Origin of the sequence: Pantoea graminicola (assembly GCF_048452665.1) — a bacterium.
GTDB lineage: Bacteria > Pseudomonadota > Gammaproteobacteria > Enterobacterales > Enterobacteriaceae > Pantoea.
Map to the genome: position 1 here is coordinate 75,655 of NZ_JBLWSJ010000010.1, position 19,070 is coordinate 94,724.

The window sequence follows — 19,070 nt, forward strand, 5'->3', positions numbered from 1 at the left end:
ACTGCTAATTTAGCCCTCCTTACCTGAAAAAAAATCCTTAGTCGGTTTTTATAAAGAAATGATTATTACCATATCGGAACCATTGTTAACTCTCTTCGTGAAAATAAAAAAACGCCTTACATCTTTTGTGAGAAGAATTAAAACACAACGATGTCAATCTGGACATTTAAATTGCAATTAACCATTTAATTAGTTTTTTATGCTGCTTAAAATAATATTTATACTTCTTTACTCCAGAGATGAGCCGCGCGTTTTGTCGCAGGATGGGGCCAGTACCTGCCATCCATGGTGGTTTCATACCCCCATGTTATTTAAGAAGAGTCTGGATCTTCTGGCAGCCAGCTTTATAGCCCACTCGCTCTGTGCGTTAACATCGTCGTTTGTTGATAACGCACGACGAAAACTGGCCTTACTGACTGAATTTTTCGATAACTATAAAGGCAGCGATAGCCTTCAGAACCCTGTCATTTTCTCACTATTGATTAATGCCTGACTTTAACGCTCTCGTATGCAGCTATCCTGCTCTTACGTTTTTCACATTCCACAGTGTCGGGAAACAGACCTGAGGTTGCTTATGGATAGAACAGAGCTCTTACTCTGAATAAGTCCGGGAAACCTTCAGGTAAAAGCAGGTCATCAGGTAAAAACCCTTATCTAACACTCTTCATTTGAGGATCATTACTGCATACATGCCCCGCTGTTACACCACGCCAGACAGAAAAAGCGCATCAGCGATTGACGCAGTTAGTATAGATTTCGGATGCGTTTTTTATTTCATCTATTACAAAAATAAAACTGGCCGTTCTGATTAACCTGCCAGGACCTTAAAGAAAATAATTCTGCAATATGCACACTTTTTCTTAACTTCCTATCTATTTTTGTAATGCGACCGAATCCCCAACCTGATACTGATTTCTTTCATCAATAAAACAGAGAGTTACCCCACCGCTGACACTCAACAAATAAACAGCAATAATGACTACATGGATTACAAAATAGGAAGCTTTAAAATGTGAACGGGTTGAATTAAGGATTGTTAAGATTACTTCATAAGCACCACAGCATACCTGGCCTTATCCTTCGCTCGCTGGAATAATTTTTATCCTGGCGGTTAGCGTGCGTTGTTAATTCGCATTGTTATAAACAGTCCAATTTAATAGGGAAATTTCATAATGAAAAAACTGGCTTTTTTATCCGCATCTTTAATGTCTGTTCTGTTTGCGTCTCAGGCATATGCAGTTTCAAATAATACTATCACCTTCCAGGGTGAAGTTACGTCCGAAACCTGCTCTGTAACAGTAAATGGTAATACCGCGAAACCTACGGTGCTGCTGCCGTCTGTTAATGTTTCAGCGCTGGATGCCAGCGGTAAAGTTGCAGGTCAGACTACGTTTGATATCGGTGTAACAGGTTGTACGGGAAGTGAGACAACAAGCACTGTCATCTCAACCGTATTCACCGGCAACAACGTGAGCGAGAAAGGTAACCTGAGCAACCTGGCTGCAACGGATGCGGCCGATAATGTTGAAATCCAGATTCTGGACACCAAAGGCACAGAAATTAACTTTAATGACGGTGCCTTCACGGGTGCTGGCGATCTGACTCTGGCTGCCGGTAAGAAAGATGCATCCGCAACCTATACAGCACAATACTACGCAACCGACGTTGCCACTGCCGGTGCGGTTGAAGCCACCATGCAGTACGCTGTTAGCTACAACTAATAATTATAGCCGCAGGGATGAAGATTTCTTCTGAAATATCCCGGATTAAATCGGGCCAGGGAAGGCCCACTTTTTCTGTTTGTCCAGGGTTGGCATTAAATTTTTATGGATAGCTATTATGTCTCGATTACTTAATAAAGATTCATCATTTTGCCAGATTTGGGTTCTTTTGTTTTCTTTGCTTATTTGCCAGTCGGTGTACGGAAGTGTCGTCATGACAGGGTCGCGCGTAATTTATCCTTCAGAAGCAAAGTCTGTCGATGTCCAGTTAAGAAATAATGATGACTTCCCTTATATCATCCAGGCATGGTTTGACAGTGGTGACAATAAATCCACACCGGCCACGGGTAAGGCCCCGTTTGTTGTAGCACCGCCTGCTTTCAGGATTGCGCAAAAAGAGGGGCAGGTATTGCGTATTTTCTTTACCGGTGAAAAAGGCTTACCTCAGGATCGGGAATCTATTTTTTACTTTAACTTTCTCCAGGTCCCACCGGGTAATGTTGCGGGTGACAAAGGAAATCAAATGGTGGTTATGCTGAAAAACAGAATGAAACTGTTTTACCGCCCCGCCTCACTTAAAAGTAATCCAAAAAAAATATTTGACTATTTAACGTTCAGCAATATTTCATCATCCGGCATCCGTATTACCAATAACTCACCTTACTACGTTTCACTGAGCAAGGTTGCAGTCAGAGGGGCAGTAGCTAAAAAAGAACCCCCTATGCTCGCCCCGTTTACAACAACCGAAGTGGCATTGAAGGAAGGTAAGGCAAAACGTAGCGCCCAGGGAATTGAAATCGGTTTAATTAATGATTATGGGGCAGTGGTGACGCATGAATATCCAATTCAACACTAAAAAAACAGGATTTCGCCTGGCTGTCATCAGTTGCCTTGTTAAAGTCTCAGTGTTAACTCAGCATGTGCATGCTGAAGAATACCGTTTTGACAGTAATTTGCTGGCGGGTTCCGGCTTCTCGGAAGGCGTTGATCTTGAGCAATTCAATGAAAAACAGACCATCATCCCTGAAGGTCAGCAGATCCTTGATATCAGTCTGAACGGTACGATCATTAAGAGCCGGGTGCCGGTGAATTTCCGTAAAAAGAAAGCCGCCGACAAAAGTGCCCAGCCCTGCATTGATTCGGATATGAAAAAATTGCTTCAGCTGAAATCCGGGCTGCCAGAATCCGCTAATAATCAGTGTCTGTTACTTTCGGATCTGACTAAGCAGGGAAAATGGAATATCAAACAGTCCACGCTGACGCTTAACTTCCTGATCCCTCAGATCTTACTCAATCATCAGCCTCGTGACTATATTCCTGTTTCTGAGTGGGATGCCGGTACCCCACTGGTATTTTTACGCCATAACACAAGCTTTACCCGTAATATCCGTCGGGATACTCACTATAACTATTTATGGAGTCTGATTAATGCAGGCGGCAATCTCGGCATGTGGCAACTGCGCCATCAGGCTAATATGCGCTATATGGAGAGCAATTCCGGCGGTGCTCAGTACAAGTGGAACTCAGTACGCACCTGGGTACAGCGTCCATTGCCAGCTCTGTCCAGCGAACTCATGGTCGGCGATACTTTTACTGACGGTTCCATGTTCGGATCGATCTCTTTTAACGGGGTAAAACTCGCTACCGATCAACGCATGTGGCCGCAGGGTCGTCGTGGGTATGCGCCAGAAGTACGTGGCGTGGCGGCCAGTGATGCCCGTGTTCTGATAAGCCAGGCGGGTAATGTAATCTATGAAACCCAGGTGCCACCCGGACCGTTCCTGATTAACGATCTTTACAACACCCGCAGTCAGGGTGATCTGAAAGTCCAGATCATCGAAGCCGACGGCAAATCTTCATTTTTCACTGTGCCCTACGCTGCCGTTCCTGACTCAATGCGTCCGGGTAATGTGAGTTATCAGTTTGCCGCAGGTAAAGTCAGGAATTATTACGCCGTCCAGAACGCCTTCACGGAGGGTGTGCTGCAGTATGGTCTCAGCAACAGTTTCACTTATAACACCGGGGCGCGCCTTGCCAGTAATTATCAGGCATGGCTGCTGGGCGGCGTATACGCCTCCGAATTGGGTGCCCTGTCGTTAAACACCACCTGGTCGCACGCAAGGGTAGAAAATGATCTGACCCGAAGTGGCTGGCGCGCAGAAGCGTCATACAGCAAAACCTTCTCCACCAATACCAATCTGGTTCTGGCAGCCTATCGCTACTCCACCTCGGGCTATCGTGATCTTGAAGATGTACTGGGCATACGGCGCCAGCAGAAGAGTGGAACACATTACTACTCCGATACGCTTAAACAGCGTAACCGCTTTACGGCGACCATCAGTCAGAACATGGCTGATTACGGCACCTTAGCACTGAGCGGAAGCAGCACTGATTATTACAACAATCGTTCACGTATCAGCGAATTACAGCTTTCCTATAACAATATGTGGCGTTCGGTAAGTTACAGCATCAACGCCGGAAGACAGCGCTCAAGCTGGAACAGCAACGATTTGTATAGCGTAAAGGATAGCGACTACGATTCAGGCCGTTATCAGAAATATACGGAGAACGTCGTCTCTGTCGGTATCTCCATCCCACTCGACTGGCGCGATAGCCGCTCAACCATCGCGCTGGATATGACGCGGGATAAAAATACCACGTCAGCAATGACCACGCTGTCAGGTTCGGCAGGTGAAAACAGTGACTTTACTTATGCACTCTATGCCGGTTACGACCGCTATCGTGATGACGCTCAGCGTAAAAACCATGACATGCGCTGGGGAAGTAACGTACAGGAACGCACGCGGGTGGGGACACTTCGCGCTTCCTATGCCCGCGGTGATAATTATCACCAGCTCGGTCTGGGCACGGCGGGTACCCTCGCGCTTCATGGCGGCGGCGTAACCTATGGCCCCTACGCCAGCGACACGTTTGCGCTGGTCGAGGCTAAAGGTGCCAGCGGCGCTCGCGTCAACAATGCGCAGGGGGCAAAAATCGATCCCTTCGGCTATGCCATCGTGCCTTCTCTGGCTCCCTATCGCCATAACACCATCAGCCTGGACAGCAACTCAATGTCCAGAGACGTCGAACTCGAAGGCGGCAATGTACGCGTCGTGCCGGTATTTGGCGGCGTACCAAAAGTGACATTCAAAACGCTGAGCGGTTCACCCGCCCTGATTTCGGCCACCCTGCATGATGGCATGCCCCTGCCGATGGGCGCTGAAGTCAAAGACAGCCAGGGCAACAGCATTGGAATGGCCGGTCAAAATGGTCAGATCTACGCCCGACTTCCTGATGCGTCTGGCACGCTGTTTGTGAGCTGGGGCAGCGGCAGGAAATGCCGCATCAACTACCAGTTACCGTCCGGAAAAGTGAGTGATGGCAGCTTCGTGCGTTTGAACGGCGTCTGCATCAAGTGAACTTCTTTCAATGAGAACCCCTATGAGACTCAACATCACTAAATCAAGACCCTGGCTGGTCGCCGGCCTCTTCATGGCCTGCGCAACAGATGTGCAGGCATTCTGCTCCAAGGTCACAGGTATTGGTACCGGCACTTCATCGATCCCGCAGGACGTGGCTGATATGGGCTATACCGCCGCACCCTGGGGGAACGGGGTATTGAATGCCGCAGCAGGCGTTATCTCCTTCGGAACCATTATTATGGGCACGGGCGCTGAAGCGCTGGTACCTGCCGGAACAGTGATCGCCTCTGCTGACCTGCCGTTTATCGATAAAGGGCTGAAAGAGCCGTACGCGGCCAATCAGATCGTGTTTAAGTGCGCGCTGAGTGATGCCGACGAGTTGTACGAGATATACGCCCTGGCGGGAGGATCAGGAATGTTTTATGGGGGCAAGGCCGTTTCGGATGTCGAAGGGGCTTATCAGACGCCAGCGACCGGAATCGCTTATCGGATTACCAATCAAAAGACCGGGCTTTACTACACCGGCTACTGGCAGGAACGCAAGATGACTCCCGATGACTATGTTGTTGTCGGTTCCACCCTCTACATACCCGCTTCGTCTTTCGATAGCGCCACCTTTGAGTTGCTCAAAACCGATGATATCTACGGCACGCCTACACGCAATGCCTTCTCTCAGATTGTTACCCCACAGGCCTATGAGGCACTCAGAGCGCCTAACATCAATAACAACGCCGCGACGGGCAGTCTGGCTTACTCCCCCACGCCAGCCATGACATCGGCAGTCTGGAGTATGCGAGGAGGATCAACGACCATCATCCACGGCAATGCCTGCACGCTGGCAGATTTTGATCAGGTCGTTAAGTTGCCGCCCATCAGCACTGGCGGTCTGCGCGACGGTGAGAAGAGCAGTAATACCTTTAATGTTGCAATCAGCTGCGAAAAAGGTGCGTACTCAGGCACCGATTCCAGCGTCAGCAATGCACCTGTGGCGGTAGGGTTTCTGGTGACGCAGCCCACCGCGCTCTCTCAGGCGAGTGCACTTGGTCTTCAGACTAGCGCTGGCGGCATCACGCATCTTCTGGACAACAATTACGGTGCCAGCGGTGTCGCTTCAGGTGTCGGGATTCGCCTTTATTCCTCAGCGGGCGCCGCGCTGAATCTGCTGTCCAGCACCGCGACTACAGGCACCGGGGCAGCTGCAGGCTGGTATGGCTATGCAGACCTGATGGGGGAGACCGGCGTAACGCCCGAGGGCGGCACTGAATATGCTGGAACCTTTACCGCTTCACTTGAACAACTTCCGGGATTAACCGCTCAGGCAGGATCAGTTAATGCGCAAGCACAGATTATTGTCAGCCTTCAGTAACCTGCTGATGACCGGTGCTCTCACGCTCTGCACAGGCCCCGTCTCTGCGGTTGTTAACAGCACACAAAGCCGGCTGGTATTTAATGAAAACAGTGAAGTGCAATCGCTGACCGTGGTGAACTCTTTAAGAGCGCCAGCGCTGGTACAGATGTGGACCGACGACAGCGATCCACTGAGTCCGCCAGAACGCATAAGTACCCCGCTGGTCGTCGTTCCACCACTGTTTAAATTAGCCCCGGCTGAATCCCGCACTCTGCGTGTAATGCTGCTTTCGCGGAAGGATATGCCCCAGGATCGTGAACGGCTGTACTGGCTGAATATTTATCAGATTCCGCCATATACCCGGCAGCAGACAGCACAGGAAAAGAAAGTCATTTTTCCGGTTCGTATTCGACTGAAGATTTTTATACGTCCAACAGGCGTGAAAGCACCGGACGAGGAAATTGGTGAGCAACTGAAATTTTCAATTAATAAACTGAACACTAAAAATAGCGAATTGCAGGTTCAAAACCCGACCCCCTATTATATGAATATCGGAAGTATCAGACTGGGTAACGAAACGCTGAAATCAGAGATGATTGCGCCCTTCTCTTCCCGTTCGTTTGCCCTGAAACAAACGACCGACAGTCATATTTTGAGCTGGTCTGTCATTGACGACTATGGCACACAGAAATCATATAAAAGAGAGCTGAGCAGCCCGTGAAATCTGATACGCTCAAAACGATAAATATGACATATTTTCACAAGTATCATATGTCATACGACTTGATAGCTTCATTCATCCGACATGAAATGAACATTGAGAATATTAATCTGCAACACTTCCCAAAACTGGAGGATCTTTTAACTGCCGTAGAAAAAAATAGCATTGACATCATCATTATCAACTCTTCATGTTTGTTTGATGGCTCTTTTCGCGAAAAAGAGATCAGACAAGTTCTGGCCGCATCGTGTGGTAACAAACATATCATCACGGTTTTTTTCGCTCAGAACATGAAATCTGCGCTGCTGAAAAAAATGCTCGGTGCGGGTGTCAATATTATCATCAGCCTGCAGGACAGGCCGCAGGAGCTGATTAAAGCACTGACTGACAGAATGGTCTCCTCAGACGAAAAAGCCTATATTTCTCAGTCTGTCTGTGAAAACTTACAGCAGGAGTGCACTGAACTGACGCCTAAAGAGTGGGAGGTCATTAACCTTATCCGGGAAGGATATTCACTGTCAGAAATTGCCTCTAAAAAATGTCGCGCCATGAGCACAATTTCAACACAGAAAAGAAATGCAATGAATAAACTTCATCTTCGGAATGAAAACGAGCTATTACGCTTTTTGCACCAGAACGAACTATTTTAATTTTTATCTTATTTTTTGGAAATTCATGTTTATTAAATTTATCATGCCACTGGCAGGAGGGCTCCTGCTGTCAACCTATGCCTGCGCACTGTCGCTGCAGGAATCGCTGATAGCGGCCAATATCTATAATGCCGAGATTAATGCTGCCCGAAGCGTCCATGATGCCGATGGACAGAAAAAATATCAGGGTTTTGCCGGGCTGTTACCCGCAGTATCGCTCGACGGATCATGGAGTAAAAGCGATCAGCCCGATGCGGCTTACTCTGCAGGTGTCACCCGCCATAACTACAGTGTCAATCTGACACAGCCCGTTTTTGACCTGGCAAAATATGCGACCTGGCGCAGAAGCGTAGTAACCGGTGATTTAGCCGATGTGAATTTGCTGATTGCTCAGCAAAAACTGATCGGTAATGTGACCAATGCTTTTTACGGTGTCGTTTATCAGCGCAGTGTACTTAATACTAAGCAGCGGATCCTTACCGCATTCAGTGCCAGACTGAAACAAACTCAGAAAGCACTTGAAGTGGGTGATGGTACTCGCCTTGATGTTGCAGAAGCACAGGCTAATTATGATAAAGCGGTCGCCGATGAGCTTGCGGCTGAAAACGATCTCAATGATGCCAGCGTCTATTTCCGTCATTTAACCGGCCGGGACCCGCAGGGTATTTCAGACAGCACTCTGCGCTGCGTGCGTTTTCAAGAGAGAATTATACCTGAACAATTAAAACGTGACGCCGCAGTCAATAATCTCGACGTTCTGGCCGCTATCGAAAGTCTTAAATCCAGCGAAGCTGACATTCTGACGGCGACTTCTGCTCATTTACCGGTCGTCACCTTTCAGGCTGGCTACGGCAAAAACTGGAGTCGCGCCGAAAATGGAAACTATCTCGACACCCTGTTTGGCACCACATCTAAAACGGATAATACGCAAATCAGTATTAATGTTTCAGTTCCGCTTTTTGCCGGAGGTGGGCAGATTTCTCAAAGTCTGGAAGCCGCACATCGCTATGAACAGAATAAAGATTTAGTCATTGAAGCCCGACGCAAAGCTGAACAGCAGGCAATACAGGCTGCATCCGGCATTCAGAATAGCCAGTCACGCATTAAAGCGTATGAACGCGCCATTGTCTCAGCCAGTAAACGACTGACGGCAACCCGGTATGGTCGTGAGATTGGCCAGCGGACCTTAATTGACGAGTTTAATGCGGAAAAAGATTACTTCCAGGCGATTGAGGATCTGGCTCATTCTCAGAATGCATTAATCCAGTCGATTGTTAATTTGAAGACAGCAACCGGCTCGCTGGATTACGCCGCGATGAAAGTTTTTAACTGTGGTACGGCATAATCGGGAGTTTCAACGTATGAGTAACGACTTATTTCGTAAAGAATCGCTGGATGCAAAAAGGACACGGGTATTAGGTTCTGTCGCGCTCTATTGTCCGCCCTTCCGCTGGGTGGTCATTATGCTGATTTGTTTGCTGGTAGCTGTCCTTATCGCTTTTTGCCTGTTTGGCAGTTATACCAAACGGGAAACAGCGCAGGGTGTATTAGTGCCTGAAAATGGCATGATGAATATCACCGCAATGAGTGCCGGTACGGTAATTTCCCTTCCCATTCGTGAAGGCGAGAGTCTGCAGAAAAACAGCCTAATCGCGACCGTTTCTTCCGAAATCTCCACTCGCTATGGTCAGACCCGCGAGGCGATCGCTACCCAGCTTGAGTTTCAGAAAGCCGGACTGAACAGCCAGCTGGTTAATCTGGCTCAGCTTAATAGCGAAACTATCAAATCGCTGCAGGAGAAGGTCAGTCTGCTCGGCCAGCAGGCGAAAGAACTGGACACCATATACCGTCAGCGTGCGCAGCAGATTGAATTGTCGAAAACCCAGCATCGCAAGATGAGTGCGATGCGCAGGGAAGGTTACGCCTCGAATACCCAGGTAGAACAGCTACAGAATGATCTCCTCGATGCCAGCGTACGCCTGCAAGACGTTGCACGTCAGAGGATTGATGTCCGGCAGCAACTGGCTCAGGCTCGGCAACAGTTACGCGAACAGCCGATCAGTTACGACCGGCAGAAGAATGAACTGCAGCAAAAGCTCTCAGAGATTACGCAGTCGATTGTTGAGAACGAATCGCGTCGCTCAATTGAACTGCGCACACCCGAAAATGGCACCGTCAGCGCCGTTCTGGTTAAGCAGGGACAGGTAGTCACTGCCGGCCAGACACTGGCGACGGTACTCCCGGACAACGTCCGCCTTCAGGCACGCATCATGCTCAGCAGCCGCGCGATCGGTTTTATCCAGCCCGGTCAGCGTGTAGTGCTGCGCTATCAATCCTTTCCCTGGCAGAAATTTGGACAGCAGTACGGGACGGTACTGGAAATTTCCAAATCTGCGCTTTCACCACAGGAAGTGGCCTCCATCACGGGTGATAACCAGGTTAAAGAGTCGATGTATCAGGTGAAAGTCAGGCTGGATAAGCAGACGATTCAGGCTTATGGCAGACAGAGCAGCCTTCGCGCCGGAAGCGGGCTTGAAGCGGACTTCATTATAGATAAGCGCCGCATCTACGAATGGGTTCTGGAACCGCTTAATGCACTTGGCAAGATGACGTCATTATAATTTCTATATTTTATCAGGTTTATCATGGATTTATTTCACAAACTCAATTTATCTTTTCACCAGAAGTTACCTGTTTTACGGCAGACACAGGCCGCAGAGTGTGGCCTGGCCTGTATTGGCATGATCGCCGGATTTTACGGTCATCATATCGACATGATTTCGCTGCGCCAGCGGTTTCCTACCTCTCTGAAAGGCAGCACGCTGGCGAATGTTATGTCATTCGCACAGAACTTAGGTCTGGGTTGCCGCGCCGTCAGACTGGAACTGGAAGAGCTCAATAAACTGAATACGCCCTGTGTGCTGCACTGGGACATGAATCATTTCGTGGTGCTCAAAGGGATCGCCGGAAACAAACTTATTATCCATGACCCGGCGCGCGGAGTGCGCAAAGTTTCTATGGATGAGGTTTCAGACTCTTTTACCGGCGTGGCGCTGGAACTCTATCCGGCAGCAACCTTTGAGAGGAAGAATGAAAAAAAATCTATCTCAATGCTCAGCCTGATAAGGAACGTCTCTGGGATAGGTTCAGCCTTCATCCAGGTCGCCCTGCTCTCACTGGCGCTGGAATTTTTCGGCATCATTACACCCTTTTATATGCAGTGGGTGATCGACCAGGTTCTGGTGTCGGCGGATCGCGATTTACTGACGCTGCTCGGCGTCGCGTTTATCTGCGTCACCCTATTCCAGAATCTTATTTCAGCCTTACGCAGCTGGGTGACTACCTGGTTCTCCAGCATGCTGAGCGTGCAATGGTCATCCAATCTTTGTGCGCATCTGCTGGGTCTGCCGCTCAGTTATTTTGAGGATCGCCATGTCGGCGACATTCTTTCACGCTTTGGCTCCATCAGTAATATTCAGAGCACGCTGACAGGCCGCTTTATATCATCCATTTTTGATGGCGTGATGGCCATCATAACACTTGCCATGATTTTTACCTACAACGCTACTCTGACCTTTGTAGTCATCGGCTTTTTCCTGCTGTATGCGCTGATACGCTGGATCTCATTTGAACCCTTTCGTCGGGCCAACGAAGACCAGCTGATGGCTTCCGCCGTGGTCCAGTCACAATTGCTGGAATCTATCCGCGGCGTTCAGGCGATCAAACTGAATAACAAACAGGATTTTCGTGTCTCTGCTTACACCAATGAGACAGTGGAATCGACCAACAAAGGGATCACCACCCAGAAGCTTTCGATCGGCTTCAGTACATTGCAGGGCACGATTTCAGGCGTGGGCAAAATTATACTTATCTGGCTGGCAGCGGCGCAGGTGCTGGATGGCAACTTTACCAGCGGTATGCTGGTGGCGTTTATCTCCTTCTCCGATCAGTTCATGTCACGCTCTGCCGGACTGATCAACGCACTTATCGAATTCAAAATGCTTCGCTTACATGGCGAACGTCTGTCCGATATTGTCCTGAGTGAGAAGGAGCAAAATATGGAAAGCCACGTCGAACTGGCGGAACAGAAAGGCCCTGTTCGCCTTGATATCAGCGATCTCTCCTTCCGCTACTCAGCCACAGACGAAGAGATCTTTTCTGGTTTTAACCTGAGCATCGAGGCCGGGGAATCTGTCGCGATCATTGGCCCATCCGGACAGGGAAAAACAACGCTGGCAAAACTGATGCTGGGCCTTCTGAAGCCTACCGCTGGCGTTATCAGTGTGAATGGCATCGATCACATCAAACTGGGCATGACCTGCTACAGGGATCTGATCGGCAGCGTCATGCAGAGCGACATGATGTTTGCCGGTTCTATCATGGACAATATCAGTTTCTTTGACGCCAGCCTCGACAAAGCTCAGGTCGAGCGAGCTGCCCGCATCGCCCAGATTCATGCCGACATTATGGCAATGCCTATGGGCTATAACAGCATGGTCGGCGACATGGGATCATCGCTCTCCGGCGGTCAGATACAGCGCGTCATTCTGGCCCGTGCGCTTTACCGCCAGCCACGGCTGCTCATCCTTGACGAGGCGACCAGCCACCTGGATGTGGTCAGGGAGGGTGCCATTAATGACGCCATCAGGCATATGAGTATGACGCGCGTCATTATTGCGCATCGCCCAGAGACGATTCTGAGCGCGGACCGCATCATTCATATCCATCGCCACGGTGTTAAGGAGATATCCAAAGCGGATTTTGCAGCATTAATTAACTCTTCACAGCTTCGTTCAGAAGCCAATAAAACAGACAGCACTGCGGCTGCCTGACCATTACCTCAAGGAGCAATTATGAATAACCGTTTAATCTGCCTGGAAGGCACACTTCATTTTGAAGAAGAAATTAAAACTCAGACGATTAACATGATCACGTTTAAAAATGGGCAGCAAATTACCCTTAACCGGGACATCCTTCCGGCTGGGAGTACCTTTTTCGGCCACATTTCTCAGCAGATAGGTAATGCCGAAAGGATTCTCAATAATTTTAACCTTGTCAAAATGGATGAAGTCAAAGACGGGACCTTTTTTACAGATACTATCCAGCTCATCTATAGCTTCTCCGCGGGTTCGGGTAGTGACAAACGCGTCTGGCAGGCCACCTACTCCTGTCTGATTTCAGAAAATGAGATCATTAACTTTGGTTCGATGTACCCTGACGAAACATCAATGAAAAATGAAATGCACCGGTTACATCACTGCGCAAGAAATTTCGAACCAAATACAACTAAATTACCTTAAAATTTTACGAAAATGGCTTTAAATTAAATGACATAAGGTCACCACCTTCTTAAGTGTAGAAACAATCCTATTTAAATTCATTCACACCAGATGCATAATTAACGCGACCAGTTAATGGCACAAACACTAACTGATCACGATAATTAATTTAAAGAAAGCAACGTGCGTGATTTAAATATGATAACAATTGAGGCTGTATCAGCAGCGGGCTTTTGAGATGAAATCAACAGTAAAATCATCGGCGGCACACATGGCAGCGACGGCGGCGACATTCCGGATGCCGGCCCAATCGGTAAGCTGGCAGGTATAGTGAACGGCGGCTTGTCGCCGGAACTGTCGATGACTTGATGGTGAGCTCGAATGGCGCGTCTGCAGTACTTGCGCTGGCACTCAATTTTAGCTAAACCCTGCCGGTACTTTATGTGACGGTCAGGCGGTTAAGTAAGCTGAGCAAAGGGGGGCTGACTAAGCCCCCCTTTTTATTATCCGTAACGCTGCGGCTGATAGTTACCCATATGCTGGAAATCACGAGCAGTGAAAGGCGGTAATCGGTCCATCGCTTCTTCGCCTGAAACCGTGTAGTTTCGACAATGTTATTCAGATAAGAACAGTTAAAACCTGATGATTTCCGAGGAGATAAAAAGTGCGCCATACTCTCAAAAAGCAGAAGATTTCGTTCAGGCATCCTGAATTCCTCTTATCTGATGCATGATCTGTAGAGCCAATTATCGGCTGCTTTACAGCCTCCGGAGTGAAATATTTCCAGAACCGGTGATAGTGCCATACTGTTCCCAGGCAAAAAACGTTCTCAAATGAGAATGGATTATTTAAGATAATATCTCTTTAAGATAACTTCATAAGCATAAAAAAGTTAAAATCTTTTTTTATTCTGAGCACAGACAAATGCATAACTATTACATCATTAATGGCTTTATTGAGTTTCATCCGGCAGCCAGTACACTGCGAAACCTCAATGATCCGGAAAAGGTGGTGGTTCTGAACTCTCCTGCAGGACGCTGTCTGTTATTATTAATCAACCGGAATGATACGATCGTAACGCAACAAGAGTTTATGGAGATTGTCTGGGAAAAAAATGGCATGATGGTATCGCCGAATACCTTCTACCAGAATATTTCAATTCTGCGTAAAGGGTTAAGGAAAGCGGGTCTGATTGAAGATCCTGTCGTTACTATTCCTCGGGTCGGACTTACGCTGGCCAGTGGCACCGAAATCATAAAACGCAGCAGTGTAGAACCTGAACCTGATAGCTCCCGAAACTCACTTTCTGATGAAAAGCGCTCTTCTGAAGCTGCATTACGGGAGGAAAAGGGTCCGTTGCATTCCCCTGAAGCGGAAAAGGTCGACACGCCCCCTGAACAGCCGCTTTCCGCCCGTCGCGAAAATAGTCCCCAATCTGAAATCGCTCTTCATCGAAACACATCCGGCATGCTGCTGTGGACTGTGGGGCTTTTAATCGCCATTTTACTGACGGTGACAGTGAATTTTTACAGAAGCAGTGACAATAACCGACACTACTTCAGTAAATATTTTTTTCTGGCCAATATTCATGGTTGCCACGTCTTTTTCAGCAATAAGAATGCAACGCCGGATGCCCGAATCAGAATGAGGTCTCTGGCTGAAAATCTGAAGACAAGCTGTAGCCATTACCCCTGGATGTATATCACTTACTATTATATGCTGCCGAGGATATCTGTCATCCGTTGCAATAAACAGATGGATGAACCTAACATCTGCATTTCAGAATACTATTTCAGAGGCTTAGAACAAAGTGATTAAGAAACTAGCAGGCGCTCTGCTCTGCGTTATTATAATTTCTGAGAGCACTTATTTATTTTACGCTTACCTCCAGCTTCAGCGGATTGATAACTTTAACTGCACAGCCAATCTGCTCCAACATTACAGTGACGAAACATATTACCTCACCCTTAATTTTATTGTTAACGATAACTTTGGCGTCGTTCATATAACCGGACGCTCGGACAAACACCCCAAAAAAATCGTTAATCGAAAAATATCCTTTAAACTACAGCGCAATCGCGATCTTTATTATATGACTTCGCAAAAAAACATCAGCCTGCCGGATGACAACATCAGCGATGAAGATTTAAGCCATTATGTTCCTGCTTTTTTTGTCACCACTGAAAAGGATATTTATATGCAGATTCAACAACAGCATAATAAGAACTTCCTCTTTAAGATAGAATCGATTCCTACCTATGTGTGCAATGCGAATTCCGGCAAAAACCGCTGAAAACTGTCCCGCACCAGGTATCACAGCATGGCGAAGGCGAACCATTAAACCGTCAAAACGCTTATGCTGTTTGCTTTTTACAACAGATACGTTTGTCGTCAGTTTTGCCTCAATAACGCTCACAGGTAAACAGATAGGAGAGCGGCCCGCTGATAAGATAACTCTTTTCATCGACCCTGGTGAGATCGAGTTGCAGGTAGGTCGGGTCCAGCGTAATTTCCGAAAACAGCAAATTAAATATGGCATCCGGTGTTGTATCGTTGGTTGCGGTTACAATCGTTCTGATCTTATAGCGGTAGGTATTTTTTTCTATTCTGTTACCATTACTCAACGCAATACGTCGGTTAAGTACCGTTACCGTATCTCCGGCCGTGACCTGACCATTCAGCAAAAGATAACCCGAATGCGGATCGATAAAGCGCAGGTCCTGCGAAACATAAAAGTCTAACCGTTTGCCTTCATGACGACTGAGGTCATAACGGCTGAATGCTGAGCAGCGAAAAGGCAGGTCATTATCCTGACGTTTAAACATCACACCTGCGACAAGGGTCACAAACAGGGTCAGTGACAGCGTTATTGTCAGAATGAGGTTCCGTTTCAATTCATTCTCCAGTCAAGATAGTAGAAGTTATCACAGGAAATAATGTGACCAGCACTGTTCAGGTTGCAGGAAGAGAGAATGGTTCTGCCATAATTGGTGGTATTGAAAGAGGGATTCTTATCAAAATAAATTCGCCTTCCCGGCACGCAGGATTGATTATTTTCTCTCAGCATCTGCAGAATCTGTTTATCCAGCGACTGCTTCTCAAAGACATCCAGGCCCTGGATAATAACGGCCTCGCAGCCGCCGTCCAGTCTGATTGTACTCATTGATGCACCTCTGGCGGGCAGATTATGCGTAGTGTAATACCCGTAAGCTCCCCCCAGAACAGCCAGCACCACTAAGACAAATAGTGTCGTTCTCAAAGAGAGTAAAGACTTTTTAACTACCGGGCGGGTTATCACCGGCGCCGTAACGACCACATCCTCGCGATGAACGACTTCCTGCGCCTGTTCTTCACTCTGATCTTCCACGACCGCGCATGCAGGAGAAGATTCCCGTTCGATTTTGATTTCGCTGTTTAACCGGATGCCAATCTTCGGAATAGTGATAATCAGATTGTCGCACCCATACGCCGCCAGCGCTCTGCGCAGAATACTGAGGTACTGATTCAGATTACTGTTTGAACCACGTAAACCATATTTATCCCAGACCTCCGTCAGCAGAGTCTCGCGCGCCAGTATTTCGCCCTGAGAATTCAGCAGCTGCTCAAACAATCTGCCGGCTGAAATGCTCAGGCTCAGCGTTTCCTCAGTAGGAATATGGCTCAGCGTGCAGTCATCAGAATTGTAAGCAATCTGGTCATCGATAATGTAAATCATTAAGAATTCACTGAATTTATGCTCATTCCCGACAGTATAATTCAGCTTATTTAAAGAAGCACCAGGCAGACACCTTAGGTGAAAAGGCGCATGAGTGGGCTGCTCAGGCCAGATAAGCAGGTTGTTGAGGCAGATCAAATTTAACAGAGATAACGTCTTCACCGACTGACGCCTGAATGCGCATGTCAGGTAACCCGACAAATCACGACGGCTCAGCTGACAGAGAAATCCCGAAGGATCTGCACCTTTCCTGACAAAAATGGCCAGCGCCGCGCTGCCTGACAATTTTCAGCAGCACTACAATTAATCGGGAGAAAATCACCTCCGGGGACATCAATGAAAATAGCAGCTTTCGATATTGGCGGGACCTCATTAAAAATGGGCGTGGTGGACGATCAGGGCAACATTCTTGTCAGCGACAGTGCAGATATTTCGCATAACGCACGCGACAGGATACTTGATGAAATCCTGGTCTGGCTGGAAAAGAATCCCGGCTGTGCGGGGATCGCTGTCAGCACGCCCGGTTATGTCGACGCCGCCGCCGGATATATCGCCATGGGCGGCACGATCCGTGAATTTGACCGGTTTCATCTGAGCCAGTGGCTGTCTGAAAAAACGTCGCTGCCTGCCACGGTGGAAAATGATGCACACTGCGCTTTGCTGGCGGAGCAGTGGCTGGGTAAAGCCAGAAAGCTGGATGATTTTCTGATGTTAACGATCGGTACCGGACTAGGCGGCGCGGCTTTCTGTAACGGCGCACTGATTCGGGGTGGCCGGAATCGGGCGGGTGAGTTTGGCTGCCTGCTCACTTCGCGCCCCACCAGCAGCGATATTGAACGCCACACCATGAGCCAGAGTTGTACCATGACGGCCCTGCGAAAACATTACAGTCAGCGGCGAGGAGTGCCCATTGATGACGTCACGGGTAAAGATGTTTTCGATGCGTATGACAGAAACGAAGACGCTGCCCGGAAGACCGTCACTCAGTTTTACCAGGATCTTGCAGCCTGCTTATATAACCTGTTCAGCGTCTTTGATCCGCAGATGATTTTTATCGGGGGAGGAATAACAGCCCGCGAACCGTTTCTGGAGGAGTTGGGTGAACAGCTGGCGAAATGTGATCTCGATATTCACATCGATGCCGCAACCTATGGCAATGACTCTGGCATGCTGGGCGCGACCTGGAATTTCCTGCAGCGACAGCCATCCACCAAAAGTTAAAGGATGGCTGAAATGTTGATATCGGGATAACCGGACCAGCTCAGGCTCAGTGCCGGAGTTTTGCCAGCTCGTCTGACGTCAGGCCCGTCATCTCCATAATGGTTTTATACTCCAGACCATTCTGTAACATGGCGCGCGCAATTTTCAGGGTGGCTTCGCGTTCACCTTCCGCGCGCCCTTTCTTCATCCCCTTCTCCATCCCTATATCAACGCCTTTCTGCTCGAGCTGCTGTGCAATGGTCATCAGTGCATCTCCGTGTTGTGGCACCCGTAGTGCCAGTTCGCGAACGAAAGCTTCATAGTCAGCTGACTCGCCAGCCTGCAGTAAATAGTTTATCAGCGTCAATACCTGGGGTGAAGAGAGATAATCGGCCATCAGCAAAGAGGAGAGACGGTCTGTCAGCGTTGCCATGTCACGTTGACGAATATGTTTCTGTAACAGCGTCAGCGCCGCCATACTGCGATGCGTCATGATCTCGTCATCCGGGATCACCGAAACGTCAACCAGCGGGAACGCGCCGCTATACAGCGCTTCGGCCACATGGGGATCCTCGAACTCGTCAAACCAGCAGGTTGACCAGGGATAGGGGGAGCGCTTTCCGGCATAGAACAAGATCGGGATCACCAGAGGCAGACGTTTATGCCCTGCATCAAGATGACGCTGCATCGCTGCCACCGCATAACGCAGCAGACGAAAGGCCATATGCCTGTCCGGTGTAGACTGATGCTCAATCAGAACGTGGATATACCCGTCACCATTCAGGGTTCTGAGACTATAAAGAATGTCACTGTAGTACTGGCGCAGATCCTCTTCCACAAAAGAGCCTGACTCAAGTTTCAGGGTGTTAAGGTCACAGATCGCGAGCAGATTCTCCGGGAGATGAAGTTGCATAAAATCCCGCGCAACATCAGGATGCGTCAGAAACTGCCGGAAGGTGGCATCATGTGGTGTGGGATTATTTTTCTTTTCCATGTCCATATTTTGTGTTCCTT

16 protein-coding genes are annotated in these 19,070 nt (G+C 48.4%); 13 read left to right on the top strand and 3 right to left on the bottom strand.

Features of this window, described 5'->3' with window-relative positions:
* Positions 1 to 1,172: 1,172 nt before the first annotated feature.
* The 12 genes from ACNY69_RS19485 (at position 1,173) to ACNY69_RS19540 (ending at position 15,434) form a co-directional block, all read left to right on the top strand.
* The gene (locus tag ACNY69_RS19485) at positions 1,173 to 1,721 is read left to right on the top strand and encodes a fimbrial protein (RefSeq protein ID WP_111138284.1); all 549 of its coding nucleotides are present in this window, start codon (positions 1,173 to 1,175) and stop codon (positions 1,719 to 1,721) included.
* A gap of 118 nt (positions 1,722 to 1,839) precedes the next feature.
* Positions 1,840 to 2,577 (top strand): fimbria/pilus periplasmic chaperone, encoded by a 738-nt coding sequence (locus ACNY69_RS19490; protein ID WP_111138283.1) that lies wholly within the window; start codon positions 1,840 to 1,842, stop codon positions 2,575 to 2,577.
* The gene (locus ACNY69_RS19495) at positions 2,555 to 5,140 is read left to right on the top strand and encodes a fimbrial outer membrane usher protein (protein WP_418799668.1); all 2,586 of its coding nucleotides are present in this window, start codon (positions 2,555 to 2,557) and stop codon (positions 5,138 to 5,140) included. The genes ACNY69_RS19490 and ACNY69_RS19495 overlap by 23 nt, the downstream gene beginning before the upstream one ends.
* A 22-nt stretch (positions 5,141 to 5,162) precedes the next feature.
* Positions 5,163 to 6,509: a fimbrial protein gene (locus tag ACNY69_RS19500; protein ID WP_158527478.1), complete on the top strand. Its 1,347-nt coding sequence runs from the start codon at positions 5,163 to 5,165 to the stop codon at positions 6,507 to 6,509.
* On the top strand, positions 6,475 to 7,212 hold the full coding sequence (locus ACNY69_RS19505) for a fimbria/pilus periplasmic chaperone (protein WP_418799672.1): 738 nt from the start codon (positions 6,475 to 6,477) through the stop codon (positions 7,210 to 7,212). Before ACNY69_RS19500 ends, ACNY69_RS19505 begins: the two co-directional genes overlap by 35 nt.
* Positions 7,213 to 7,301: 89 nt before the next feature.
* Complete coding sequence (locus ACNY69_RS19510) at positions 7,302 to 7,862, top strand: LuxR C-terminal-related transcriptional regulator (protein WP_158527477.1); 561 nt, start codon at positions 7,302 to 7,304, stop codon at positions 7,860 to 7,862.
* A 25-nt stretch (positions 7,863 to 7,887) separates the two neighbouring features.
* Complete coding sequence (locus tag ACNY69_RS19515; RefSeq protein ID WP_418799675.1) at positions 7,888 to 9,207, top strand: TolC family outer membrane protein; 1,320 nt, start codon at positions 7,888 to 7,890, stop codon at positions 9,205 to 9,207.
* Between the two features lie 16 nt (positions 9,208 to 9,223).
* Positions 9,224 to 10,483 carry an HlyD family secretion protein gene (locus ACNY69_RS19520; protein WP_111138277.1) on the top strand — a complete coding sequence of 420 codons (1,260 nt, stop codon included), beginning with the start codon at positions 9,224 to 9,226 and terminating at the stop codon, positions 10,481 to 10,483.
* 24 nt (positions 10,484 to 10,507) lie between these two features.
* A complete protein-coding gene (locus tag ACNY69_RS19525; protein ID WP_418799678.1) occupies positions 10,508 to 12,694 on the top strand; it encodes a peptidase domain-containing ABC transporter in 2,187 nt (728 codons plus the stop codon).
* Between the two features lie 21 nt (positions 12,695 to 12,715).
* Positions 12,716 to 13,162, top strand: coding sequence for a DcrB-related protein (locus ACNY69_RS19530; RefSeq protein WP_418799680.1), 447 nt, complete (start codon positions 12,716 to 12,718; stop codon positions 13,160 to 13,162).
* Between the two features lie 903 nt (positions 13,163 to 14,065).
* Positions 14,066 to 14,959: a winged helix-turn-helix domain-containing protein gene (locus ACNY69_RS19535; protein ID WP_418799682.1), complete on the top strand. Its 894-nt coding sequence runs from the start codon at positions 14,066 to 14,068 to the stop codon at positions 14,957 to 14,959.
* On the top strand, positions 14,952 to 15,434 hold the full coding sequence (locus ACNY69_RS19540; RefSeq protein WP_418799685.1) for a hypothetical protein: 483 nt from the start codon (positions 14,952 to 14,954) through the stop codon (positions 15,432 to 15,434). Before ACNY69_RS19535 ends, ACNY69_RS19540 begins: the two co-directional genes overlap by 8 nt.
* 109 nt (positions 15,435 to 15,543) lie before the next feature.
* Here the strand turns inward: ACNY69_RS19540 and ACNY69_RS19545 are convergent, their stop codons facing one another.
* Positions 15,544 to 15,966 (bottom strand): FidL-like protein, encoded by a 423-nt coding sequence (locus ACNY69_RS19545; RefSeq protein ID WP_367396381.1) that lies wholly within the window; start codon positions 15,964 to 15,966, stop codon positions 15,544 to 15,546.
* Positions 15,967 to 16,031: 65 nt separating this feature from the next.
* Positions 16,032 to 16,856 (bottom strand): winged helix-turn-helix domain-containing protein, encoded by an 825-nt coding sequence (locus ACNY69_RS19550; protein WP_111138271.1) that lies wholly within the window; start codon positions 16,854 to 16,856, stop codon positions 16,032 to 16,034.
* A gap of 336 nt (positions 16,857 to 17,192) precedes the next feature.
* On the opposite strand from ACNY69_RS19550, the gene ACNY69_RS19555 reads away from it, so the two are divergent.
* Entirely contained in the window at positions 17,193 to 18,077 is an 885-nt protein-coding gene (locus tag ACNY69_RS19555) for an ROK family protein (protein ID WP_418799688.1), read from the top strand.
* 46 nt (positions 18,078 to 18,123) lie between these two features.
* Here ACNY69_RS19555 and ACNY69_RS19560 read toward each other — a convergent pair whose 3' ends face one another.
* Positions 18,124 to 19,050 carry an Rpn family recombination-promoting nuclease/putative transposase gene (locus ACNY69_RS19560; RefSeq protein WP_111138359.1) on the bottom strand — a complete coding sequence of 309 codons (927 nt, stop codon included), beginning with the start codon at positions 19,048 to 19,050 and terminating at the stop codon, positions 18,124 to 18,126.
* Between the last annotated feature and the right edge of the window lie 20 nt (positions 19,051 to 19,070).